General features: G+C 72.9%; 19 protein-coding genes and 3 tRNA genes. 3 read left to right on the top strand and 19 right to left on the bottom strand.

The genetic code is table 11. From position 1 onward, the window contains the following. Position 1: 1 nt before the first annotated feature. Together sdhA and BF93_RS11510 are read left to right on the top strand one after the other, a co-directional pair. Positions 2–1,777, top strand: a complete 1,776-nt coding sequence (gene sdhA / locus BF93_RS11515; protein ID WP_038372816.1) for a succinate dehydrogenase flavoprotein subunit — start codon at positions 2–4, stop codon at positions 1,775–1,777. Then, positions 1,777–2,535 carry a succinate dehydrogenase iron-sulfur subunit gene (locus BF93_RS11510; RefSeq protein WP_038372815.1) on the top strand — a complete coding sequence of 253 codons (759 nt, stop codon included), beginning with the start codon at positions 1,777–1,779 and terminating at the stop codon, positions 2,533–2,535. Before sdhA ends, BF93_RS11510 begins: the two co-directional genes overlap by 1 nt. A gap of 194 nt (positions 2,536–2,729) precedes the next feature. Here the strand turns inward: BF93_RS11510 and BF93_RS11505 are convergent, their stop codons facing one another. The 11 genes from BF93_RS11505 to BF93_RS11460 form a co-directional block, all read right to left on the bottom strand. Continuing rightward, positions 2,730–3,551 carry an exodeoxyribonuclease III gene (locus tag BF93_RS11505; protein WP_084148494.1) on the bottom strand — a complete coding sequence of 274 codons (822 nt, stop codon included), beginning with the start codon at positions 3,549–3,551 and terminating at the stop codon, positions 2,730–2,732. 55 nt (positions 3,552–3,606) lie between these two features. Beyond that, entirely contained in the window at positions 3,607–4,899 is a 1,293-nt protein-coding gene (locus tag BF93_RS11500) for an alpha/beta hydrolase family protein (RefSeq protein ID WP_038372814.1), read from the bottom strand. A 210-nt stretch (positions 4,900–5,109) separates the two neighbouring features. Next, positions 5,110–6,009, bottom strand: a complete 900-nt coding sequence (locus tag BF93_RS11495; protein ID WP_038372813.1) for a bifunctional methylenetetrahydrofolate dehydrogenase/methenyltetrahydrofolate cyclohydrolase — start codon at positions 6,007–6,009, stop codon at positions 5,110–5,112. A gap of 203 nt (positions 6,010–6,212) precedes the next feature. After that, the gene (gene glyA / locus BF93_RS11490) at positions 6,213–7,481 is read right to left on the bottom strand and encodes a serine hydroxymethyltransferase (protein ID WP_038372812.1); all 1,269 of its coding nucleotides are present in this window, start codon (positions 7,479–7,481) and stop codon (positions 6,213–6,215) included. An 86-nt stretch (positions 7,482–7,567) separates the two neighbouring features. Further along, a complete protein-coding gene (locus BF93_RS11485) occupies positions 7,568–8,704 on the bottom strand; it encodes a UDP-N-acetylmuramate dehydrogenase (protein ID WP_038372811.1) in 1,137 nt (378 codons plus the stop codon). Continuing rightward, positions 8,701–9,147, bottom strand: a complete 447-nt coding sequence (locus BF93_RS11480) for a MaoC/PaaZ C-terminal domain-containing protein (RefSeq protein WP_038372809.1) — start codon at positions 9,145–9,147, stop codon at positions 8,701–8,703. The genes BF93_RS11485 and BF93_RS11480 overlap by 4 nt, the downstream gene beginning before the upstream one ends. Before the next feature lie 71 nt (positions 9,148–9,218). Beyond that, entirely contained in the window at positions 9,219–9,668 is a 450-nt protein-coding gene (locus tag BF93_RS11475) for a MaoC family dehydratase (RefSeq protein WP_038372807.1), read from the bottom strand. Between the two features lie 131 nt (positions 9,669–9,799). Further along, a complete protein-coding gene (gene rpmG / locus BF93_RS20070) occupies positions 9,800–9,970 on the bottom strand; it encodes a 50S ribosomal protein L33 (RefSeq protein WP_029360274.1) in 171 nt (56 codons plus the stop codon). Positions 9,971–10,063: 93 nt separating this feature from the next. Then, a tRNA-Met gene (locus BF93_RS11470) sits at positions 10,064–10,140 on the bottom strand. 55 nt (positions 10,141–10,195) lie between these two features. Continuing rightward, positions 10,196–10,268 (bottom strand) — tRNA-Thr (locus BF93_RS11465). Positions 10,269–10,358: 90 nt separating this feature from the next. Then, positions 10,359–10,440 (bottom strand) — tRNA-Tyr (locus tag BF93_RS11460). A gap of 309 nt (positions 10,441–10,749) precedes the next feature. Here BF93_RS11460 and BF93_RS11455 point away from each other — a divergent pair. Next, positions 10,750–11,238 carry a YajQ family cyclic di-GMP-binding protein gene (locus BF93_RS11455; RefSeq protein WP_038372806.1) on the top strand — a complete coding sequence of 163 codons (489 nt, stop codon included), beginning with the start codon at positions 10,750–10,752 and terminating at the stop codon, positions 11,236–11,238. Between the two features lie 209 nt (positions 11,239–11,447). On the opposite strand, the gene BF93_RS11450 is transcribed toward BF93_RS11455, so the two are convergent. The 8 genes from BF93_RS11450 to BF93_RS19045 all read right to left on the bottom strand — a co-directional run. Next, entirely contained in the window at positions 11,448–11,717 is a 270-nt protein-coding gene (locus BF93_RS11450; RefSeq protein ID WP_232226345.1) for a hypothetical protein, read from the bottom strand. A 53-nt stretch (positions 11,718–11,770) separates the two neighbouring features. Continuing rightward, positions 11,771–12,034, bottom strand: a complete 264-nt coding sequence (locus BF93_RS11445; protein ID WP_051486877.1) for a WXG100 family type VII secretion target — start codon at positions 12,032–12,034, stop codon at positions 11,771–11,773. Positions 12,035–12,318: 284 nt separating this feature from the next. Beyond that, on the bottom strand, positions 12,319–12,801 hold the full coding sequence (locus BF93_RS11440) for a DcrB/PsbP domain-containing protein (protein ID WP_038372804.1): 483 nt from the start codon (positions 12,799–12,801) through the stop codon (positions 12,319–12,321). 116 nt (positions 12,802–12,917) lie between these two features. After that, positions 12,918–13,187, bottom strand: a complete 270-nt coding sequence (locus BF93_RS11435; RefSeq protein ID WP_051486876.1) for a WXG100 family type VII secretion target — start codon at positions 13,185–13,187, stop codon at positions 12,918–12,920. A gap of 158 nt (positions 13,188–13,345) precedes the next feature. Next, a complete protein-coding gene (locus tag BF93_RS11430) occupies positions 13,346–17,809 on the bottom strand; it encodes an FtsK/SpoIIIE domain-containing protein (RefSeq protein ID WP_038372803.1) in 4,464 nt (1,487 codons plus the stop codon). A 57-nt stretch (positions 17,810–17,866) separates the two neighbouring features. Further along, positions 17,867–18,580, bottom strand: coding sequence for an FHA domain-containing protein (locus BF93_RS11425; RefSeq protein ID WP_038372802.1), 714 nt, complete (start codon positions 18,578–18,580; stop codon positions 17,867–17,869). A 111-nt stretch (positions 18,581–18,691) separates the two neighbouring features. Next, the gene (locus BF93_RS11420) at positions 18,692–20,413 is read right to left on the bottom strand and encodes a serine/threonine-protein kinase (RefSeq protein ID WP_038372800.1); all 1,722 of its coding nucleotides are present in this window, start codon (positions 20,411–20,413) and stop codon (positions 18,692–18,694) included. Further along, positions 20,410–21,967, bottom strand: a 1,558-nt coding sequence (locus BF93_RS19045) for an FHA domain-containing protein (RefSeq protein ID WP_232226344.1), incomplete at its 5' end; no start/stop codon positions are given. The genes BF93_RS19045 and BF93_RS11420, both read right to left, overlap by 4 nt.

Below are 21,967 nucleotides of genomic sequence, written 5' to 3'. Positions count from 1 at the left end.
CATGCAGACCCATACCTATGACGTGGTGATCGTCGGTGCCGGCGGCGCGGGGATGCGCGCAGCGCTCGAGTCCTCGAAGCGCGCCCGCACCGCGGTCCTCACCAAGCTCTACCCGACGCGCTCCCACACCGGCGCGGCGCAGGGCGGCATGTGCGCCGCCCTCGCCAACGTCGAGGAGGACAACTGGGAGTGGCACACCTACGACACGGTCAAGGGCGGCGACTATCTCGTCGACCAGGACGCCGCGGAGGTCATGGCCAAGGAGGCCATCGACGCGGTGCTCGACCTGGAGAAGATGGGCCTGCCCTTCAACCGCACCCCCGAGGGCAAGATCGACCAGCGCCGCTTCGGCGGCCACACCCGCGAGCACGGCGAGGCGCCCGTGCGCCGCTCCTGCTACGCGGCCGATCGCACCGGCCACATGATCCTGCAGACGCTCTACCAGAACTGCGTGAAGCAGAACGTGGAGTTCTTCAACGAGTTCTACGTGCTGGACGTCCTCATGACCGGCGATCCCCGCGACGAGGCCGAGGTGCGGGCCTCCGGCGTGGTCGCCTACGAGCTCGCCACCGGCGAGGTGCACATCTTCCGCGCCAAGTCCGTGGTCTTCGCCTCCGGCGGCTTCGGCAAGATGTTCAAGACCACCTCCAACGCGCACACCCTCACCGGCGACGGCCCGGCGATGGCGCTGCGCCGCGGCATCCCGCTGGAGGACATGGAGTTCTTCCAGTTCCATCCGACGGGCCTGGCGGGCCTGGGCATCCTGCTGTCCGAGGCGGCCCGCGGCGAGGGCGGCATCCTGCGCAACGCGCAGATGGAGCGCTTCATGGAGCGCTACGCCCCCACCCTGAAGGATCTCGCCCCCCGCGACGTGGTCGCCCGCGCGATGGCGAACGAGGTGCGCGAGGGGCGCGGCTGCGGCCCCAACAAGGACTACGTCCTGCTGGATCTGACGCACCTCGAGCCCGCGCACATCGACGCGAAGCTCCCCGACATCACCGAGTTCGCCCGCACCTACCTGGGCGTGGAGCCGTACACGGAGCCGGTCCCGGTGTTCCCGACGGCCCACTACGGCATGGGCGGCATGCCCACCAACATCAAGGGCGAGGTGCTGCGCAACGAGACCGACGTCGTCCCGGGCCTGTACGCCGCCGGGGAGGTCGCCTGCGTCTCCGTGCACGGCGGCAACCGTCTGGGCACCAACTCCCTGCTGGACATCAACGTCTTCGGCCGGCGCGCCGGGATCTACGCGGCCGAGCATGCGGCGGGCGTGGAGCTGGCCGAGATCGAGCCGGGCCTGGAGGCTCCCACCGTGGAGCTGCTGGAGCGCCTGCGCGACCGCCCGGCGACCACCGATCGCATCGCCGACATCCGCCGCGACCTCCAGGAGACCATGGACGCCAACGTCCAGGTGTTCCGCACAGAGGAGACCTGCCGCACCGCCCTGGCGGACATCCATCAGCTCAAGAAGCGCTACGAGACCGTCGCGGTGCAGGACAAGGGCCGCCGCTACAACCTCGACCTGCTCGAGGCGGTCGAGCTCGGCTTCCTGCTGGACCTCGCCGAGGTCGTCACCGTCGGCGCGCTGAACCGCAAGGAGTCCCGCGGCGGCCACTTCCGCGAGGACTTCGAGAAGCGCGACGATGTGAACTACCTGTGGCACACGATGGCCTACCGCACGCGGGAGGGCGAGGAGGGCTTCGAGGGCACGGACATCCGTCTGGGCACCAAGCCGGTCGTCATCACCCGCTACGAGCCGAAGGAGCGTACGTTCTGATGACCGCCGTCGCCGAGAAGCCCGAGACCCAGGGCGCCGCGGAGATCCCGTCCTTCGAGGTCACCCTGCGCATCGCCCGTTTCGACCCCGAGTCCGGAGCAGGCGCCGCCTGGCAGGACTTCACCCTCACCATGCACGGCACCGACCGCGTGCTGGACGCCCTGCACGAGATCAAGTGGCACCACGACGGGTCCCTGACCTTCCGCCGCTCGTGCGCGCACGGCGTGTGCGGCTCCGATGCCATGCGCATCAACGGCCGCAACCGTCTGGCCTGCAAGACGCTGCTGAAGGACCTGGACATCTCCAAGCCGATCACCGTCGAGCCCATCAAGGGCCTGCCGGTCGAGAAGGACCTCATCGTGGACATGGAGCCGTTCTTCGACTCCTACAAGGAGGTCATGCCGTTCCTGGTCGCCCGCGGCCAGGAGCCCAGCCGCGAGCGCCTGCAGTCCGCCGAGCAGCGCGAGGTCTTCGACGACACCACCAAGTGCATCCTGTGCGCGGCGTGCACGTCCTCGTGCCCCGTCTTCTGGACCGACGGGCAGTACTTCGGCCCCGCCGCGATCGTCAACGCGCACCGCTTCATCTTCGACTCGCGCGATGACGCCGGCGAGCAGCGTCTGGAGATCCTCAACTCGAAGCAGGGCGTGTGGCGCTGCCGCACCACCTTCAACTGCTCCGAGGCGTGCCCCCGCGGCATCCAGGTCACCAAGGCCATCGCCGAGGTCAAGCAGGCCGTGATCCGCGGCCGCGTCTGACCTGGGCCGCCGGCCCGCCCGACAGATCGACCGGAGCGTCCCTGGCAGGGATGCTCCGGTCGATCTGCGTCTCGGGCGGGGGCAGCGCCGGTCGACCGCGTGCCGGCGCCGCACCGACGCCGCCCGCGGCCGGGCGGACCGCGCCGCGGCGGCCCCGGAGCCCTGGGCCCGGGGAGCGCCGCGGCGCGGGACGGTCAGGAGTAGCTGATCACCAGCGGGGCGTGGTCGGACCAGCGGGTGTCGTAGCTCGGGGCGCGGTCGACCTGCGCCGAGGTGGCGCGGGCGGCGAGCTCCGGGGTGGCGATCTCGTAGTCGATCCGCCAGCCGGAGTCGTTGTCGTAGGCCTTCCCGCGCTGGGACCACCAGGTGTAGGGGCCGGGGCCGTCGCCGTGCAGGGTGCGGTGCACGTCCACCCAGCCCAGCTCGCCCATGAGGCGATCGAAGTAGGCCCGCTCCTCGGGGAGGAACCCGGCGGACTTCAGGTTGCCCTTCCAGTTCTTGATGTCCCACTCGCCGTGGGCGATGTTCAGGTCGCCGGTGAGGACCACGTGGCGGCCGTCGGCCCGCAGATCCTCCAGCCGCTCCATCATCACGTCGAGGAAGGCGTACTTGTCGGTCATCGTCTGCGGCTTCTCGACGTTGCCGGAGTGCATGTAGCAGGAGATCACCGTGAGCTCCTTCCCGTCGCCGAAGGGGTCGGCGAGGTCCGCCTCGAGCCAGCGGCCGGTGTGGGCGTCCTCCTCGAGGCCGGGCAGGCCGCGACGGACGGCGTCGAGGTCCACGTCCTCGCGCTCGGTGCGCACCGCGATCGCGACCCCGGCGCGGCCCTTGAGCTGCGAGGCCTCCGCCGCGACGGACCACCCCTCCCCCACCAGGTCGGAGACCAGCTCGTCGGGAGCCCTCACCTCCTGCAGGGTGATGACGTCCGCGGTGGTCGCGGCGATCCACTCGGGCATGCCCTTGCGGGCGGCGGCGCGCAGGCCGTTGACGTTGACTGTGGCGATCGTGAGGCTCATGCGCCCCAGTATTCCAGGGGGCGGGGACACCGCGCGGCCGCGCGCCGGTCCTGCGTCAGAGGATCGCGTCGCGGGGATCCCAGTTCTCCTCGAACCATTCGGCGAGCGCCCCGGTGTCCAGGTAGGTGCCCTCGGCCCGGCTCACGGAGATGTCGGCCGTGTCCACGAGGGCGGCCCCGGGCCCCAGGATGTTCTGCATCGAGGCGCTGTCCTGGAAGGAGGCGGCCACGCCGTCGGGGTCGTGCTCCAGCCGGTGCTCGACGCTCTCCTGGTAGCGCGGGATCGAGTGGTTGTCGCCGAGGTCGTAGGAGATCGTGGGCAGGTCGACCTCGTGACGGTGGGACGGGGTGCCCCACAGGTCGTGCGGGTTGCCGTCCAGGCCGGGCACCACGTCGGGCAGCCCGATCGCCGTCGAGGTGGAGGGGCCCAGGGGCGAGGAGCCCGGCAGCGGGATCGCCACCGGCTCGTGGGCGAAGTTCAGGGTGTTCGTCGTCGGCGGGACGGGGGCCAGCTCGACCGGGCTGCCGACGGTGACCACGTCGGTGATGCGCCATCCCTGCGGTCCTCCGTTGACGCTCGGATCCGCCGCGAGGTTGGAGGCGACGATGCCGCCCTGGGAGTGCCCGGCGAAGACGACCTCGGCGCCGTAGGGGATCCCCGCGGCCTCCATCGCGGCGTGCACCGCCTGCGAGGAGTCGGTCTCGTGCCCCAGCAGCGCGCCCGGGTTCTGGTTCCAGTCCATCGGGTTGCCGTCGAGGTCGATCGGCCCGAGGGTGTTGCTCATCCGACCGTGGGACCCGGGGACGTACACGATGTAGCGCGACTCGCCGTCGGCGCCGAGGATCTCCTGCACCCGGATCGCTGTGGCCTGGTCCGTCTGCGCCCGCGCCACGGTGTCGAGGTTGGCCAGCAGGTCCACGAGGTCGCGGGGCGCGGTGAGGTCCTCCGCATCGGGCCGGGTGATGTGCTCCGGGCCCAGCGGGGCGATGTCGTCGTGCGGGTCGTCGTAGGGTCCCGTCGCCAGCCCCCGGTGGAAGGCGTCGGGGACGCTCCCGCCGCCGATCCGGAGCGCCGCGGACCCGTCGCCCGCCGAGGTCGTCTCCTGCTGCGCGGCCTCGGCGAGCAGCGTGCTGCGCCGGGCACGGCAGAGCCCCGCCGCCGCGGTGACCTGGACCAGGTCGATCAGGGCCTGGTGACGGAAGGCGTCCGCGTCGGGGCCGGTCCAGGCGACCTCCCGCACCGTCGCGCCGAGGCGCTCCCCGAGCGCCTCGAGGCGCTCGGCACCGACGGCGAGGCGCTCGGCGTGCTCGCGCACCTGCTCGACGTCCATCCCCAGGAACGTGCTCATCGGGCCTCCCCTGCTCGCGGCGCACGTGGGATCCCTCCACGTCCGAGAGCCACGATAGGTGCCCGGTGCCGCCGGGACCATGGGCAGAAGTCCCCATCGGCCGGCCGGCCCCGCCCCGGCGGGAGCAGCGCCCGGGGCCGGGAGCAGCGCCCGGGCCAGGGGCAGCGCCCGGGCCGGCGTCACCGCCCGGGGCGGGGCCCCGTGCGGGGATCAGGCGGTGCGGTCGATCCCGGCGGCGCGCTCGGCCGCCTCGACGACGTTGGTCATCAGCAGCGCGACGGTCATGGGGCCGACGCCGCCCGGGTTCGGGGACAGCCACCCAGCGACCTCGGCGACGGCCGGGTCGACGTCGCCGTGCACGGCGTACTTCCCGGTCTCGGGGTTCTTCTCCCCGCGGGTGACGCCGACGTCGAGGACGGCGGCGCCGGGCTTCACGTCATCGGGCGTGACGAGGTGCTTCACCCCTGCGGCGGCGATGATCACATCGGCGCGGCGCAGGTGCTCGGACAGGTCGACGGTGCCGGTGTGGGTGAGGGTGACCGTCGCGTTGATCGCGCGCCGGGTCAGCAGCAGCCCGACGGAGCGGCCGATGGTCACGCCGCGACCGACCACGACGACGTGCTTGCCCTTCAGGTCGAGGTCGTGGCGCAGCAGCAGCTCGATCGCGGCGCGCGGCGTGCACGGCAGCGGCGAGGTGATGGGGGCGTTCACGTTCAGCACCAGGCGGCCCAGGTTGGTGGGGTGGAGGCCGTCGGCGTCCTTGTCCGGGTCGATCCGCTCCAGGATCGCGTCGGTGTCCAGGTGCTTCGGCAGCGGCAGCTGGACGATGTAGCCGTGGCAGCTGTCATCGGCGTTGAGACGGTCGATGACCTCCTCGACGTCCGCCTGGGTGGCGTCCCCCGGCAGCTCGATCTGGATGGAGTTCATGCCGATGGACTCCGAGCGGCGGTGCTTCATGCCCACGTACAGCTTCGAGCCGGGATCCTCGCCCACCAGCACGGTGGCGATGCCGGGGGTGATGCCGCGCTCGCGCAGCGCGGCGACGCGCTCGGCGAGCTCCTGGGTGATGGCCTTCGCGGTGGCCTTGCCGTCGAGGATGGAGGCGGTCATGGCAGTCCTTTCCGGGGTGCCCCGTGCCGTGCGGCGACGCCCGGGGCCTGTCGACGAGATGGCCGATGCGGCCGAGGGGGCGGGACGCGCGCGGGCCCGGCGGAGGGCCGGGCNNNCCCGGCGGAGGGCCGGGCCCGCGCGCGGCGAGCCGGGTGGGGCGGGAGGGCCCCGGTCGGCTCAGTACTGCTGCTCAGTCGTGTTGCTCAGTACTGCTGCAGATCGGCGTACAGCGGCTTCGCGTCGGCGAGGGCGGCGGTGCGCTTGCGCAGGGACTCGAGGTCCGCGCCGCCGGTCAGCGCCAGGGCGATCACGTCGGCGATCTCGGTGAACTCCTCGTCGCCGAAGCCGCGGGTCGCCAGCGCCGGGGTGCCGATGCGCAGGCCGGAGGTCACGCGCGGCGGGCGCGGGTCGTTGGGGACCGCGTTGCGGTTCACGGTGATGCCGACCTCGTGGAGGATGTCCTCGGCCTGCTGGCCGTCGAGCTTCGACTCGACCAGGTCCACGAGCACCAGGTGGACGTCGGTGCCGCCGGAGGCGACCTTGACGCCGGACTCGCGGGCGTCGGCAGCCTGCAGGCGCTCGGCGAGGATGCGGGCGCCGTCCAGGGTGCGCTGCTGGCGGGCCTTGAAGTCCTCGGTGCCGGCGACCTTGAGGGCCACGGCCTTGGCGGCGATCACGTGCATGAGCGGGCCGCCCTGCTGGCCCGGGAACACGGCCGAGTCGATCTTCTTGGCCCACTCCTCCTTCGCCAGGATCAGGCCCGAGCGGGGACCGGCGAGGGTCTTGTGCACCGTGGTGGAGACGACGTCCGCGTGGGGGACGGGGCTGGGGTGCAGGCCCGCCGCGACGAGGCCCGCGAAGTGCGCCATGTCGACCCACAGCAGCGCGCCGACCTCGTCGGCGATGCTGCGGAACGCCGCGAAGTCCAGGTGACGGGGGTAGGCGGACCAGCCGGCGACGATCACCTTCGGCTTGGCCTCGAGGGCGAGGGCGCGCACCGCGTCCATGTCGACGCGACCCGTGGCCGGGTCCACCTCGTAGGCGGCGATGTCGTACAGGCGGCCGGAGAAGTTGATCTTCATGCCGTGCGTGAGGTGGCCGCCGTGGGCGAGGGACAGGCCCATGAGGGTGTCGCCCGGGCGGGCCAGGGCGTGCATCACCGCGGCGTTCGCGGTGGCGCCCGAGTGCGGCTGGACGTTGGCGTGCTCGGCGCCGAACAGCTCCTTGGCGCGGTCGATCGCGATCTGCTCGGCGACGTCGACCTCCTCGCAGCCGCCGTAGTAGCGCTTGCCGGGGTATCCCTCGGCGTACTTGTTCGTGAGCACCGAGCCCTGCGCCTGCAGGACGGCCCGCGGCACGAAGTTCTCCGAGGCGATCATCTCCAGCGTGCGCTGCTGGCGGGCGAGCTCCGCGTCCAGGACGCGGGCGATGTCCGGATCGAGATCGGCGATGGACTGGTCGGTGACGTTCACGGGGCCTCCTGTGAGGGGACGATGCAGCGGGCCGGAGGACGGCCGGACCCATCCTAGGTCGGGGGGTCGGGCGTCGAGGTCGGTGGTCAGATGTCGATCCCGAGCCGGACGGGCTCCGGCTCGAGGCGGATGCCGAAGGCGGACTGCACGCCGTCGCGGACGGTCCGAGCCAGCTCGGCCAGGTCCTCGCTGGTGGCTCCGCCGCGGTTGGTCAGGGCCAGCGAATGCTTGGTCGACAGCGAGGCCCGCGGGCCCACGGCGAAGCCGCGGTCGAAGCCGGCGTGGCTGATCAGCCACGCGGCGCTGGTCTTGACCCGCCCCTGGCCTGCGGCGTAGCGCGGCGCGTCCGCCGGGAGCGCCGCCGCCTGCTCGGCGCCGAGGATCGGGTTGGTGAAGAAGCTGCCGGCGCTCCAGGTGTCGTGGTCCTCGGCGTCCAGGACCATGCCCTTGCCGCCGCGGATGGCGAGGACCTGCTCGCGCACCTGCTGCATCGGCGCGCGCTCCCCCGCGGCGACCCCGAGGCGCTGCGCGAGCTCCCCGTAGCGGATGGGGGCCGAGAGGCTGCCCAGGCGGTGCTGGAAGGTGACCGAGAGCACCACGTAGCGCCCCGTCGCCGAGGGCACGGGCCCCTCGTAAGGGGTGCGCTTGAACAGCGAGTCGCGGTAGGCGAAGCCGCAGTCCGCGGCGTAGAACGTGCGCACGGCGCGATCGTGGCGGTCCCAGGTGCGCACCCGGGTGATGGTCTGGGAGACCTCCTGCCCGTAGGCGCCGACGTTCTGGATGGGCGTGGCGCCGACCGTCCCCGGGATGCCGGAGAGGGCCTCGATGCCGATCATGCCGCGGGCGACGGCGTAGGCGACCGCGTCGTCCCAGCTCGTCCCGGCGAAATGCTCGATGGTGGCCCCGCCGCAGGTCGCCTCCAGCGGGGTGATCTCGGCCGGGTCGGCGGGGATGCCGTCGGGCTCCCCCGCCGCGGGGATCTCGCAGCTCGCATCGAGCAGCGGCGGGCTCCCCGGGTCGCGGACCAGCACGACCGCCCCCTCGAACGGGGCGTCCGAGGCCACGAGGTTGGAGCCGCCGCCGAGGACGAGCAGGCTCTCGCCGCGCTCGTCGGCGCCCGCGACCGCGGCGATCAGCTCGTCCTGCGTGCGCGCCTCGATCAGGGTGCGGATACTGCCGCCGATGCGCAGCGTGGTGAGATCGGCCAGGCGCGCGGTGCTCACGCGGATCGCTCGTCGATCTGCACGCTCACCCGGGCGCGCCCCAGCACGGCGGTGCCGTCGACGCTCGCCTCGAGGCTGAGCTGGACGGTTCCCGCCTCCGTATCGATCTTCCCGACCACGGCGCGCACCGCGAGGGTGACGGATCCGGTCGCGGGCACCTCGAGGGGGGCGGAGAAGCGGGTCGAGCAGGCGGTGATCCGTGCCCCCTCGCCCAGCGCGTCCGCGACGACGTTCACGGCGGTGCCCATGGTGAGCATGCCGTGCGCGATGACACCGGGCAGGCCCGCCTCGCGGGCGGCGGTGTCGTTGTAGTGGATGGGGTTGAAGTCGCCCGAGGCGCCGGCGTAGCGCACGAGGCTGTCCCGGCTGATCTCGCAGGCGCCGGCCGCGAGCTCCTGGCCGGTCTCGAGCTGGTCGAGGGTGAGGGGGGTGGTCGTCGTCATGGCTGCGGTGCGATCCTCTCGCGGGGTCGGCCGAGGGGCCGAGGGGCTCTGCGGGCTGGGGACGGGTGCGCTCACTCGCCGCGCACGACGAGCATGCTGCGCACGACGGCGACGGGGTCCCCGGCCTCGTCCGCCACGTCCACGCGGGTGGTGACCATGGTGTGGCCGCCGGCGGAGCGGACGCGCTCGACGGTGAGCGTGGGCACCAGGCGGTCCCCTGCCACGACGGGGCGGGCCAGCTCGAAGGACTCCTCGCCGTGGACGACGCGGGTGAAGTCGATCCCGGCGGCCGGGTCCTCGATGTACTGGGCTTCGGTGGCCTGGGCGAGGGAGACGAGGAAGGTCGGCGTGGCCACGACGCCCCGATGGCCGGCTGCGGCGGCGGCCTCGGGATCCGTGTGGATCGCGCTGGCGGCGCCGGTCGCGCGGGCGAACTCGGCGATCTTCGCGCCCGAGACGACGTGGACGGGGCCGGCCGGGTACGTGCGGCCGGCGAAGGAGGGATCCGGTGCGGATGCCATGGCAGTCTCCTCGGAGCGGACGCCCCCGCGTGCACGGGTCGCGTCAGAGAACGGGGTTCACAGGGTCAGGAATGCGAGAAGGCCACACGGGAACCTGTCCCGGGTGGCCTTCACAATGCGATACCGCGTTCTCAGCGGGTCTCGCGATGCGCCGTCTGCTTGCCGCAGGTCGGGCAGAACTTGGACAGCTCCAGCCGATCAGGGGTGTTGCGACGGTTCTTCTTGGTGATGTAGTTGCGCGCCTTGCAATCAACACACGCCATGGTGATCTTGGGACGCACGTCAGAGCTCTTGCTCGCCACGGCTGGCCTCTTTCCTCTGGGGCGCGCCTGCCGGCGTGCCTCGTGGGTCCCCATGCTGGGGGGTGTGAACATGCACTCCGGCCGGAACCGGTGTGGTACCGAGGGCGGGGATCGAACCCGCGACCTCACGATTATGAGTCGTGCGCTCTAACCGTCTGAGCTACCCCGGCCTGACGGATCGAGCGGCCCGGTCTCGGAATGAGACCGGGCCGCCGCATCCATCAGAGCCCTGAAAGGGAATCGAACCCTTGACCTTCTCCTTACCATGGAGATGCTCTGCCGACTGAGCTATCAGGGCAAGCCCCGAGAACTTTACCTTCGTCCTGCCTCTCGTGCAAAACTCGGATCCGTTCCGGTGCCTGGGATCACATCTCTGCAATCCTCGGCGTGGCAGGTGAGGGATTCGAACCCCCGTAGGCATAGCCAGCTGATTTACAGTCAGCCCCCTTTGGCCACTCGGGTAACCTGCCAGGTCTGGACCGCCCGTGGCTTCCGTTGTCTCTCGGAGCCCCTCATGCGGACCTCAGCAAGCATACGGGTGATCGGTCCCGAGCGCGAACCGGAAGGGCCTCATCGGCCCATGAGGCTGATCACAGGCCCCCGAGGTGCGCCGGGAGCCTCCCGACTGCTAGGGCGGATCGGGCGCGGATGCCCCCGGCCACGGGGCCCGCTCTCCGAGCCCCGGGCCCCCTCCCGATACCCTGGGGGCGTCGCGCGGGCGCCCGCGCGACGTCCGGATGCGGCGCCGCCGGCGCCCAGCAGCGAAAGGTGAGGTGGACATGGCCGACTCCTCGTTCGACATCGTCAGCAAGCTCGACCGCCAGGAGGTCGACAACGCCGTGAACCAGGCGGTCAAGGAGGTCGGGCAGCGCTACGACTTCCGCGGCACGGATGCGTCCCTCAAGCTCTCCGGCGACGAGATCGTCATGAGCGCGAATGCGGAGGAGCGGGTGATGGCGGTCCTGGACGTGCTCCAGACCAAGCTCCTGCGTCGCGGGATCTCCCTCAAGGCGATCGAGGTCGGCGAGCCGAAGCAGTCCGGCAAGGAGGTCCGCCTGGTGGCGACCCTCAAGGAGGGGATCGCCACCGACGAGGCCAAGAAGATCTCCAAGCTCATCCGCGACGAGGGGCCCACGGGCGTCAAGGCCCAGATCCAGGGCGACGAGCTGCGCGTGAGCTCCAAGAGCCGCGACGACCTCCAGGCCGTGATCGCCCTGCTCAAGGGCAAGGACCTCGACGTCGCGCTGCAGTTCATCAACTACCGCTGACGTCTCCCGACGTCCGCCGACGGTCCCCGGCCGCCGCGGGAGCCGGACGCCGGGGCGCCCGGGACGCCCCGAGGCCCGGGGCGCGCCGGGCAGGGATCCGGCGGGCCCCCTCCCGTCCCGGGCGGCGGACCTGCCGCGACGACGACGAGCCCCACGCCGCAGATGCGGCGTGGGGCTCGTGCGCGAGAGCGGGCCTCGCGGCCCGGCGCTCACTGGCCGTTGGAGGCGGTGTCCTGCTCCTCGGCGTCGACGCGCAGCTCCTCGGCCTTGGCCGAGATGGCCTCGACGAGGCCCGCCACGGGACCGGAGACGAAGGAGTTCCAGTCCGAGGTGTACTGGTCGTAGTCGGGGCCGATCCACTCGACCGAGGTCACCACGGAGGTGACCGAGTCGATGATGTCGAGGATCTCGCTGCCGGTGGTGTCGATGAAGGTCGCGACCTCGAGGCCGGCCTCGGTGTCCATTCCCTTGAAAGCCATGGTGTTCTCCTGGAGTCAGATCTGTGCGAAGAGGTGGGGAGCCCGGACGGGCCTCACTGGGAGGAGGTGTCGGTCTGCTGCTGGGCGTTCTGGATGGCGCGGTCGGAGAAGTCCTGGGCGCCCTGCACGACCTGCTGCACGAGCTGGCCGATCTGATCGGCGAACTCGCCGCGGTAGCGGTCGGCGTCCTCGCCGGTCCAGTCGAGCTCCTGGATGCGCGCGTTGGCCCCGTCGAACTTGCCGCGCACGTCCTCGCCGGCGGTGCTGATCTGCGTGGCCATCTGCTGGACGGCCGCCGGGTTCATACCCTTCTTCATGATTTCCCCTTCGTGGTGATGTCACTTCGGTCCACCTGGTGCGTGGCCCGCCGCGGACCTTCCCGCGCCCCTCGGAACCTTGCCCCCGAGGTGATGCCTCAACACTAGGACGCCGCTCCACGCCGCACCATGGGGAGAAGTCCCCATCACTCCTCCCCACACAGAAGTGCAGGTCAGCGCGCATTTCGGGGGGATCGGCCATCCACAGGGCCGTCTGCGGGCCCAGGATGCGGAACGGCCGCGCCCCCAGGGGGCACGGCCGTCGGCACGCGGAGATGCGCGGGTCAGTCGATCTCGATCGCCACGGAGTCCTGGATCGCGCGCAGCTGCTCGATCTCGGCGTCGGCGGAATCCGCCCCGCAGCTGCCCACCAGCTCGATGACGTCCACGGCGCTCTCCCCGCGCGGGATCACCGCATAGCGCGCGGCCTGGACCACGGTGGGCCGGCCCGGCTGCGTGTAGCCGTACTCGCTGGCCACCCAGGTGCGCCCGCCGACCTCGATCTGCCCGGTGCCGAGCTCCTCGAGCTCGGGCAGCTCCGCCTTGCGCTGGGCGAGCCCCGCCTCGGCCTGCGCGATCCCGAACCCGGGCGCGAAGCGCTGCACGGTGACGACCACGTTGGCGCGGAAGCGGCCCTCCACGCGCGGCTGCGCGACGGCGATCTGGACCCCGGGCACGATCAGCGGCTCCCAGTCGTCCGGGACGTCCAGGCGGATGCGAGGATTCCCCGGGAACGCCGCACTGGGGTACGTGTACTGCTGGGGCATGGAGAATCTCCGTTCGTCCTCGCTGGCGCTGACAATCTACCAGGGCCGACGCAGCCCGCAGCGGGATGTCCCTGCTGCGGGCTGCGTCGGCCCTGACCGGCGGAGCCGGGTGGTGATCAGTTCGCGGAGGTGTCCGACTGCTCGTCGGCGTTGCGGTCCGCGGTGTCGCCGAGCTCGGAGACGGACTGCATGATCTGCTGGAGGGCCGGGACCATCTCCCCGGACCACTGGCCGCGGAACTGATCCGCATCGGGGCCGGTCCAGTCCACGGCCTCCAGCCCGCTGGTGAGCTCGCGCTCGATGGTGCCGATCTCCTCCGCGGCCTCGCGCAGCTGCGAGGCCATCTGGCGGACCTCCTCGACGATCATGCCCTTGTTCGTGTTCATTCCCAGACCCCTTCTGCGTCCGACGGATCGCGGTGCGCCGGGCCGCGCCCCGTCACGGGGCGCCGCTCCTGCTCGACAGTGCCACTGTAGGCAGGAGCGGGGGCGGGGACCATGGGGAGGAGTACCCATGTGGACAACCCCGGCCCCCGGCGGGCGGGCTACTCGGTCTTCTGGGCCACCTGCAGCTTGACCGCGCGGCCGCCGTGCACGAGGAATCCGCGGCCGGGCGGGAAGTCCGCACGGCGGATCCGCCCCAGGGGCGTGCCCAGCAGCATGTCTCCGTCGGTCTCCCCCGGCTGCAGCAGCAGTCCGCGCCGCCCGGCCTTGAAGGGCTGGGCGAGCACGTACGCCTGGGACCAGGAGGCCGATTCGTTCTCGCCCACCACGAACTGGCCCTCGCGGGTGCAGGCGCGGATCAGCTTGTCCAGGTCCGCCTCGACGCCGCTGCCGGTGAAGTCGGCGACCCCGTCGATGAACAGGGCCAGCCGGCCCTCGCCGACCGCCCCGGACTCGACCGTCCCGCGCAGCTGGGCGGCGAGATCCTTGACGGTCTCCGGGTCGGAGGCCTCCACGTCCCAGATCGGCAGGCCGGTCAGGGGGGTGCGCCGGGCCGAGAAGCGGACCCGCCGCATCGGCGAGTCCATCGCCGAGAGCGAGGTGGCGATGGTGAGCATGGCGGTGGTGCGCCCCGAGGACATCGGGCCCGTGACCATGAACGCCCCGCGCGGCTCGAAGGTGACCTCCGCGAGGGTCTCGTCGCCCACGCCGAGGGCGGGACGGCCGCCGACGACCGGTCGCAGCCGCGAGAGCTCGACCCGCTCGGGAAGACGCTCGATGGCCGGCGCCTCCGGCACCCCGGCCCGGCGCATCGCCTTGGCCAGCTCGGCCACCTCCCGGGACTGGATCGCCACGTTGGAGTCCCCGCCGTGCACGGCGATCTGGACCTCGTGCCCGTCGAGGATCGCTCGCCCGGGCGGCGAGGCGGCGTCGAGGATGTCCTTGTCCACGCCGAAGGCGCCGTAGTCGTCGGCCGAGGCCATCCGGTGGATCAGCCGGCGCTGGATGGAGGATCCCAGCGAGGTGGGGATGGCGTTGGGGCGGTCGCCGGTGACGATCACGTGCACGCCGACCTGGCGGCCGTCGGTCGCGATCTGCACGAAGGTCGTGAACCACTTCGAGAGGTTGGAGAAGTCGTAGGCCTCGCGGAAGGAGGCCATGCCGTCCACGAGCAGCAGGATGCGCGGGGTCTCGGGCCTGCCCGCGAGCTCCCGGTACTCGGCGACGCTGCCGGCCCGGACCTCCGAGAAGCTGCGCGAGCGCTCGTCGACGATGCCGCGCACGGTCCGCAGCAGGCGGATCACGCGCTCCTCGTCGTCCCCGGAGATGATCGAGCCCACGTGCGGGAGCTCCTCGAGCATCGACAGGCCGGAGGCCCCGAAGTCCAGGCCGTACACCTGGACGGGCCCGCCGCGCACGGTCGATGCCGCCGAGATCGCGATGGTGCGCAGGGTCGTCGACTTGCCGGAGCCGCCGGTGCCGTAGATCGCCATGTTCCCGTCGCGGTCGGGCAGGTAGGAGACGGTCGGCTGGGCCTGGTCCTCGGGCACGTCCATGACCCCGATGAGGAGGTCCTCGTCGGTGCGGCGCGAGGGCAGGCGCGAGAGGTCGTAGGCCTGCGCCAGCTCGGACAGCCAGGGCTTGCGCGGCGCGGGGATCCCGGCCTCCTGGGCGGCGGCCCGGATGGTGCGGACCATCCGGGAGATGTCGTTGGGGCCGGGGTCGGTGACCGCGGCCGTCGGCGGCGCGGGGATGTCCCACTGCTCGCCGGTGCCGAAGTCCTTCTCGACGATGTCGATGCGGGCGCGCTCGGGCTCGTGCGTGGTCCAGCCTCCGGCGTACCCGGTCTGGAAGGTGGCGATGCGCCCCGGCCCGGTCTTCGCGGCGGCGCGCCCGGGGATGCCGGGGTCGAAGTGGGCGGCCATCACGTCGCCCAGGATGTCCTTGGAGTCGGCCTCGTCGGCCATGCGCAGCGCGATGCGCAGGTTGGTGTTGGCGCGCAGGTTGTCCTTGATGACGCCGGCGGGACGCTGCGTGGCCAGGATCAGGTGCAGGCCCAGCGAGCGGCCGCGGGCGGCGACGTCCACGACGCCGTCGACGAACTCGGGGATCTCCTTGGCCAGGGCCGCGAACTCGTCGACGATGATGATCAGGCTCGGCGGGGCCTCCGGGTCGCCGGTGCGCTCGAGGGAGACGAGGTCCTTGGCCTTCTTCCGGTTCAGCAGGTGCTCGCGGTAGTGCAGCTCGGCCCGCAGCGAGGTGAGCGCGCGGCGCACCAGATGCGGGGACAGGTCGGTGACCAGGCCCACCGCGTGCGGGAGGGTGACCGCGTCGGCGAAGGCGGCGCCGCCCTTGTAGTCCACGAACAGGAAGGTCACCCGGTCGGGGCTGTGCGCGGTGGCCATGCCCATCACCCAGGCCTGCAGGAACTCGGACTTGCCGGCGCCGGTGGTGCCGCCGACCAGAGCGTGGGGGCCCTGGGTGCGCAGGTCCAGGTGGAAGGTGTCCTGCCCGTTGTGGCCGATGAGCCCGCGCAGGTCCGCATCGTGCTTGCGCCGCACCGGCTCGGAGCCGTCGCGCGGGGTCAGGGAGCTGTTCTCCTTCCAGCGCTCGATCACCGCACCGGGCTGCTCGGCCATGGCCATGCCCGAGAGCTTGAGGTACGAGATCGCGCGCGGGAGGTCGGAGTCGTCGTCCACGGGCACGCCCGCGTCGATCACCGGCGACAGGTGCCGGGCGACCCCGGCGGCGACCTCGACCGAGACGGTCTCCACCGACACCGGGTAGAACTGCTCGCCCAGGCGCACGTGGCCGGCGCCGGCGCCCTCGACGGCCTCCTCCACGGCGATGTAGGTGCGGCAGGCGGCCGGCAGGGCCAGGACGTTGGCCGCGCACCAGATGACGTGCACGCCCACGTCGGGCCCCCGCTCGGCCACGCGCACCAGGCGGGCCCGGTCCACCGGGGCGTCGTCCTCGATGATCACCACCAGGGAGGGGGTCTGCGGCTCCGGCGGGACCGGCGGCTCCTGGGTGACGTCCGGGCTCATCGGGGTGCGCAGGGAGGCGGGCGCGCCGCCGCCGCGCTGCTCGATGAGCTCCTCGATCCGCGAGAGCAGCGAGGAGCCGCGGCCGGGGGTGTCGGCCAGATGGTCGCCGGGCAGCGGGGAGTGCGGGCTGGAGGTGTGCGGCAGCCACTTCAGCCAGTGCCATGACTCCCGCGAGGAGCGGGAGGTGATCGCCGCGATCGCGACATCGGCCGGCGAGTGCAGGCCGAACAGCTGGGTGACGATGCCGCGGGCGACGCCGTCGGCCTCCTCGCCGCTGCCGGCCACGCCGATGTTCCCGGCGTAGCGCAGCTCGGCGACGATCGGCACGCCGGCGAGGGTGCGGTACTCCTCGTGGAGATCCTCGAGCTGGTCCCAGTACTTCGGGATGGCGTCGTTCTCCCCCGGCATGTCGATGCCGACCCTGGACTCCGCGATCCCGATGCCCAGGCGCACCGAGGCGAACTGGTGGTGCTCGGGGCGGTGCGTCCACAGCAGCCGGCCCAGCCGGAAGGCCGCGTCGACGGTCGCGGCCGCCGCAGGGTTCTCCGCCAGGCGCACGGACCTCTCCACGTCCTGCGCCTCGGTGATGCGGCGGCGCAGCGAGGCCAGGCCCTCCTCGAAGTTCTTGATCTGCCGCTCGAGCTGGCGCTTGTTCTGCAGGCGCCGGTTGAGATACGCGGCGGTCGCCATCATCGGCATCATGAAGACGAACATCAGCGAGAACGGGCTGCCGGTCATCGCGAACATGAAGCCGCCCATGATCAGCGGCGCGAACATCAGGAAGACCGGGAACGCCTGGGGCTGGGGCTCCTTGGGCGGGGTGGGCGCCTTGAGCGGCCGATAGGGGAAGCGGGGCACCACGCGGGGCGCCCGGTTGAACTCGACCACCGGCGAGCTGGGGGCGGTGCCGCCCATCCGCTGCAGGGACACGATCGCGAAGGTCGTCCCGCCGATCAGCACCGTGTCGGCCGGGCCGATGGCCGCGCGCTGGACCCGCTCCCCGCCGATGACCACGCCGTTGGAGGACTGCAGGTCCACGATCTCGACGGTCTCGGCGACGTTGATGCGGGCATGGCGCTTGGAAAGCATCGGGTCGGCGATCCGGATGTCCACATCGCCCTCGCGGCCCACCACGCTGGAGCCGCTGGGCAGCGGGAACTCGCGACCGGTCTCGGGCCCGGACAGGACGCGCAGCAGCGCCACCGCCGCGCCGCGGGACTCGGCCCGGGTCTCGTACTCGGAGCTGGAGCGGGCGATGGAGACGACGCTGCCGGAGCGCAGCCCCGCCTGGATCAGGTCGACGGTGCGGTCCAGGGACCGCACCCCGCCGGCTCCGGGCCCCGCGCCGGGGTCCTGGACCTGCAGGGTCAGCCCCTCGGGGAACTCGGCGCCCGCCCGGAGGGGGTCCGCGCGGTAGAGCGCCTCGGCGACGTCGGCCACCGTCGCGGTGGCATCGGCCGTGACCTCGAGGTCGGTGAGGCGGTCCTCGGGGCGGCGCAGGGTGAGCTTGATGCGCATGGGGGCAGGTCAGTCCTCGTCCGTGGGGTGGGTCGCGGCGTGCGCGGCGGCCGGCGGTCAGTCCTCGTCGACGTCGGCCGGGGCCCGGTCCAGCAGGGGCAGGTCCTCCGCCGTGACCAGGCGGGAGAAGACGGCGTGCTCGACCAGGCGGGCGCGCCGGTTGCTGGCGAGCTTGCCGGGCCCGCCGCGCAGGCCCCGCACCCCGAGCCGGTCGAGCTTGTCGCAGACGTTGTCGAGCTTGCGGTTGAACTTGGTGCGCTGCCAGCCGAGGCGGTCCGCGGCCTGCGCGGACGTCGGCACGGCGCTCATGCCGGTCCCGTCGCGCGTGAGCATCGGCTCGGCCAGCGCCAGGATCAGCAGCTTCTGGCTCTCGGTGAGGGCGACCGATCCGACGGTCGTCTCCCCCACCGGATCGTTCGCGCTGAGGGTCCGCTCGAACTCGGGCGACTCCGCGTGCACGGACAGCTCGTAGGTGGTGGGGCCGGCGGTGAAGACGACCTTCGTCTCGTCGAAGACGAGCGGGAGGCGGGCTCCGGGCGCGAGCCATGCCTGCATCGACCCGGTGCCGTCGGTGACGGTCGCCGACAGCCGCGAGCCGATGTTCACCAGCCACCACAGCGCGTCGACCTGCACGATCGAGAGGAACTTCCGGTGCAGGAAGGGGTTGTCCTCGTCGACGCTCAGATCGGCCTCGCGGCCGATGGTCAGCTCGTCGCCCTCCCCGACCCGGAACCATTCACCGCAGTACTCGACGGAGATCGTCGATGCCATGCTCCTCGCCTCCTTCTGCGCGCCCCGTGGGCACTCTCGATCCGATGATGTGTGCGGGGTGCGCCGCCCGGCGCCCTCGCCGGGCCCGTCCCGCCCGCCCCGTGCCCCCGGTCATGTCTCCCCGGACAGGCAGACGGTCTCCGGGGCGCTCGCCCCGCCGGAGTCGTTGATGGTCCGCACCGCGAGGCAGGCGCCGGGCTGGTTGGGCGGCAGGGCGATCACCCGGGACTGATGGACCCGCTCGTAGACCGGCGCCGAGTACCGCCCGTACCCGTCGGGGAGCTCCACCCAGGTCAGCTGGATGTAGTCGTCCTCGGTCATGTCCGCGGGCATCGTCCAGGAGACCTTGACCTTGCCCGGCTCGGGGCCCTGGCCCTCCGCGATGATCTGCAGCGTGACCCCGGTCGGCGGGGAGAGCCGCGAGGCGCCGCCGGCGGGGTCCTGGATCTCCGCGGTCGGCGGGGCCTCCTCCGCGCTCGGGAACGCCGTGCGCACCGCGATGGTCGCTCCGATGCCCAGCACCAGCACCAGCACGCCGGCGAGCGCGACGAACGGCCAGGCGGGGACGCGACGGGCGCTGCCGGACCCCTCCGCCGCGCTCCCGGAGGGCGAGGCGGGGCCCGCGTCCGGGGACGGCGGCGGGGCGACGGGACGCAGCATCGTGGCGTCCCCCTCCCCGCCGGTCCCGGCGGCCGGGGCGGAGGAGGCGGAGGCGCCGCCGGCGAGCGGCGGGGCGATCGCGGCGTAGCGGTCCGATCCCGCCGGGGCCATGGCCCCGGCCGCCGGGCCCGAGGGCGGGGAGGTCATCGCTCCGGCGGATCCGGGACCTGCGGACTGCGCCGGGGGGCCCGTCACCGCCGCCTCCGGGTCCACCGTCGCGACCTTGCGGATCCGGGTGTGCGCATCCAGCTCGTCGTCCTCGCCGCCGGGCCCGGCGGCCGGGGCCGGTGCCCCGCGGTCGTCCAGCACGTCCATCTGGGTGATGGGCAGGGACAGCTGCATCTCCACCTGCTGCAGGGCGCGGCCGAAGGCCAGGGCGGAGTCGTAGCGGCCCGCCGGGTCCTTGGCCATGGCGATCGACAGCACGCGGTCCAGCGCCTCGGGGACGTCGGGCCGCAGCAGCGGGGCGAGCGGCTCGGAGGAGATGCGGTGGATGAGATCGGAGGCGGTGTTGCGGCGTCCCGGCAGCTCGAACGGGGTGCGCCCGGCCAGGAGCGAGTACACGGTCGCCGAGAGGGAGAAGACGTCCGAGCGCTGGTCGGCCCGCGGCGGGTCCGCGAAGAACTCCGGCGGCGACCAGGGGATCGACATGCCCTGGCTGTCCTCGAGGTCCTCACCGCTGTCGGCGACGATCGAGATGCCGAAGTCCGTCAGCGCGGGCCGGTTGTACTCGGTCACCAGGATGTTCGCGGGCTTGATGTCGCGGTGCAGGATCCCGGCGCGGTGCGCGGTCTCGACGGCCCCGGCGATCTGCACGCCCACCCGCAGCGCCTCCGCCACGGTGATCCGCTCCTTGCGGAAGCGCACCCCGTAGTTGGGGCGCGGGCAGTACTCCATGACCAGGTAGGGCCGATGGTCGGCGGAGACGTCGGCGGTGTGGATGGTGACGATCGAGGGATGCGTCGACATGGTCGCCATGACGTTCGCCTCGCCGTCGAACTGGCGGCGCACGGAGTCGTCCAGGACGTTCGCCAGCAGCACCTTGATCGCCACCCGGCGCTGGGGGCGGAACTGGCGGTACAGGAACACGTCGGCGAAGCCGCCGGAGCCCAGCAGCTTCTCGTACTGGTACCCGGGAAGCTCGGGATGCGGGGAGGGCGGGCGGGTGCTCATCCGGCCTCCCGCATGCGCAGGCGGACGCCGTCGCCCAGGTCCAGGATGTCCAGGTCCTGGAGCATGACGGCGTGGTGGGGCGAGAGCCGCCGCGGGACCGTGCCCTCGCGCAGGAGGGTGGTGCCGTTGGTGGTGCCGAGATCCAGGGCGACCACGTGCCAGCCCTCCAGGCGCAGCTCGAGATGCGACCGGGAGATGTCCTGCTGCGGGCTCGGCACGGTGATCAGCTGCGGCACCTCGCGCCCGCTGACGCGGGAGGCGCGCGGTTTGCGGCCGATGATCGCGGAGCGGTCCAGCCGGAAGCTCTCCCCCGTGCTCAGCTCGATGCGGCCCAGGGCGGGGCGCGGCACGGAGCGCACCGGGCCGGCCAGCGGTCGCCCGCAGGCGCGGCAGGTCGACAGCTCCGGCGGGTTGGCGTGCCCGGCGTCGCAGAGCAGCCCGGACAGCAGCACGGGCGCCGACGAGGCGGTCGCCCTCTGCCCGCGGGGAGCCTGGCGCGGCGATGCCGGGTGCGCCGGGGCTCCGGGCGCCGGTTGCTGCGGTCGCGGCGGGGGCGCCGGCTCCCCGCGGCGAGGCATCGCGGGCGGGGGCGCAGACGCAGGGGCGGGTGCTGCCGCGGGCGCGGGCGTGGATGCTGCCGCTGCCATGGGCGCTGCCGCAGGCGCTGGCGCGGGTGCTGCCGCTGCCGCGGGCGCTGCCGCAGGCCCGGGAGCGGGAGCGGGATCCTGCGCGATCGGGGCCGGCGCGGGCCGCGGCGGCTGCGGGCGCTCGGCGACGCGGACCTGCGGGGAGGCGGGCTGGCCCTGCGGAGCCGCCGCGGCAGGTCCTGCGGCGCGTCGGGCGGCCGTGCGTGCGATCTCGGGCGCCTCGCGGCCCACTCCGGGCACCCAGTCGATGAAGTCGCCGATCGCCGCCGAGGCGGGGCCCGCGGCGGAGGGCGCCGAGGCGGCGGGCTCCTCCTCCGGCTCGGGCGCCGGGGAGCCCTCCCCCAGCTCCTGGGATGCCGTCGCCCCGGCGGCGGAGGTCGCCTCGTGCGGCTCCTCCGCGCTCTCGTCGCCGATGCGGATCGCGGCGTCCTCGATCCGGCGGTGCACCGTCGGGCCGAACAGCACGTCGTAGGTGCCGGTGGCCTCCAGATCCGGGGAGGCTTGCGCCGGGTGCCCGGCGGCCTCCTGCGCCGGCTCTGCGGCAGGGGCCGGGGGCGGCGTCGCGGCCGGGGCGGGGGCGGGTGCGGGAGTCCGGGCGGGGGGCGTGAGGGGTCCCGCGGGGGCGGGGCGGCGCGGCCTCGGCGTCGGAGCCGGCGCATCGTCGCCCTCCTCGATCGGGGCGACCAGCGTGATGGCTCCGGGCTCCTCGTCCTCGGGCTCCGGAGGCGTCTCCGGGCCGTGCGGGGGCGCGGGCTCCGGCGCGGGATCCGCCGCGTCCGCGGCGCGCTGCGGCTCCGAGGGGGCGCTCGCCGCGGTGCGTCCCCGGTCGAACAGGGAGGTGCTCACCAGGCGCCGTCGGGCGCCGGGTCGGGGCCCGCCGGCCGATGCGGCGGACGGCTCCCCCGCC

It is taken from the genome of Brachybacterium phenoliresistens (genome assembly GCF_000576425.1).
In the GTDB taxonomy this organism is placed as follows: domain Bacteria; phylum Actinomycetota; class Actinomycetes; order Actinomycetales; family Dermabacteraceae; genus Brachybacterium; species Brachybacterium phenoliresistens.
This window is presented reverse-complemented; position numbering and strand designations above follow the sequence as displayed.

Excerpts from the sequence above, each read along its gene's own strand:
- BF93_RS11450 (WP_232226345.1), bottom strand. The coding sequence starts at position 11,717 with ATGGCTTTCAAGGGAATGGACACCGAGGCCGGCCTCGAGGTCGCGACC.
- BF93_RS11420 (WP_038372800.1), bottom strand. The coding sequence starts at position 20,413 with ATGAGCACCCGCCCGCCCTCCCCGCATCCCGAGCTTCCCGGGTACCAG.
- BF93_RS11510 (WP_038372815.1), top strand. The coding sequence starts at position 1,777 with ATGACCGCCGTCGCCGAGAAGCCCGAGACCCAGGGCGCCGCGGAGATC.
- BF93_RS11455 (WP_038372806.1), top strand. The coding sequence starts at position 10,750 with ATGGCCGACTCCTCGTTCGACATCGTCAGCAAGCTCGACCGCCAGGAG.
- BF93_RS11480 (WP_038372809.1), bottom strand. The coding sequence starts at position 9,147 with ATGACGACGACCACCCCCCTCACCCTCGACCAGCTCGAGACCGGCCAG.
- BF93_RS11435 (WP_051486876.1), bottom strand. The coding sequence starts at position 13,187 with ATGAACACGAACAAGGGCATGATCGTCGAGGAGGTCCGCCAGATGGCC.
- BF93_RS11445 (WP_051486877.1), bottom strand. The coding sequence starts at position 12,034 with ATGAAGAAGGGTATGAACCCGGCGGCCGTCCAGCAGATGGCCACGCAG.
- BF93_RS11425 (WP_038372802.1), bottom strand. The coding sequence starts at position 18,580 with ATGGCATCGACGATCTCCGTCGAGTACTGCGGTGAATGGTTCCGGGTC.
- BF93_RS11475 (WP_038372807.1), bottom strand. The coding sequence starts at position 9,668 with ATGGCATCCGCACCGGATCCCTCCTTCGCCGGCCGCACGTACCCGGCC.
- sdhA (WP_038372816.1), top strand. The coding sequence starts at position 2 with ATGCAGACCCATACCTATGACGTGGTGATCGTCGGTGCCGGCGGCGCG.
- BF93_RS11440 (WP_038372804.1), bottom strand. The coding sequence starts at position 12,801 with ATGCCCCAGCAGTACACGTACCCCAGTGCGGCGTTCCCGGGGAATCCT.
- BF93_RS11430 (WP_038372803.1), bottom strand. The coding sequence starts at position 17,809 with ATGCGCATCAAGCTCACCCTGCGCCGCCCCGAGGACCGCCTCACCGAC.
- BF93_RS11495 (WP_038372813.1), bottom strand. The coding sequence starts at position 6,009 with ATGACCGCCTCCATCCTCGACGGCAAGGCCACCGCGAAGGCCATCACC.
- BF93_RS11505 (WP_084148494.1), bottom strand. The coding sequence starts at position 3,551 with ATGAGCCTCACGATCGCCACAGTCAACGTCAACGGCCTGCGCGCCGCC.
- BF93_RS11500 (WP_038372814.1), bottom strand. The coding sequence starts at position 4,899 with ATGAGCACGTTCCTGGGGATGGACGTCGAGCAGGTGCGCGAGCACGCC.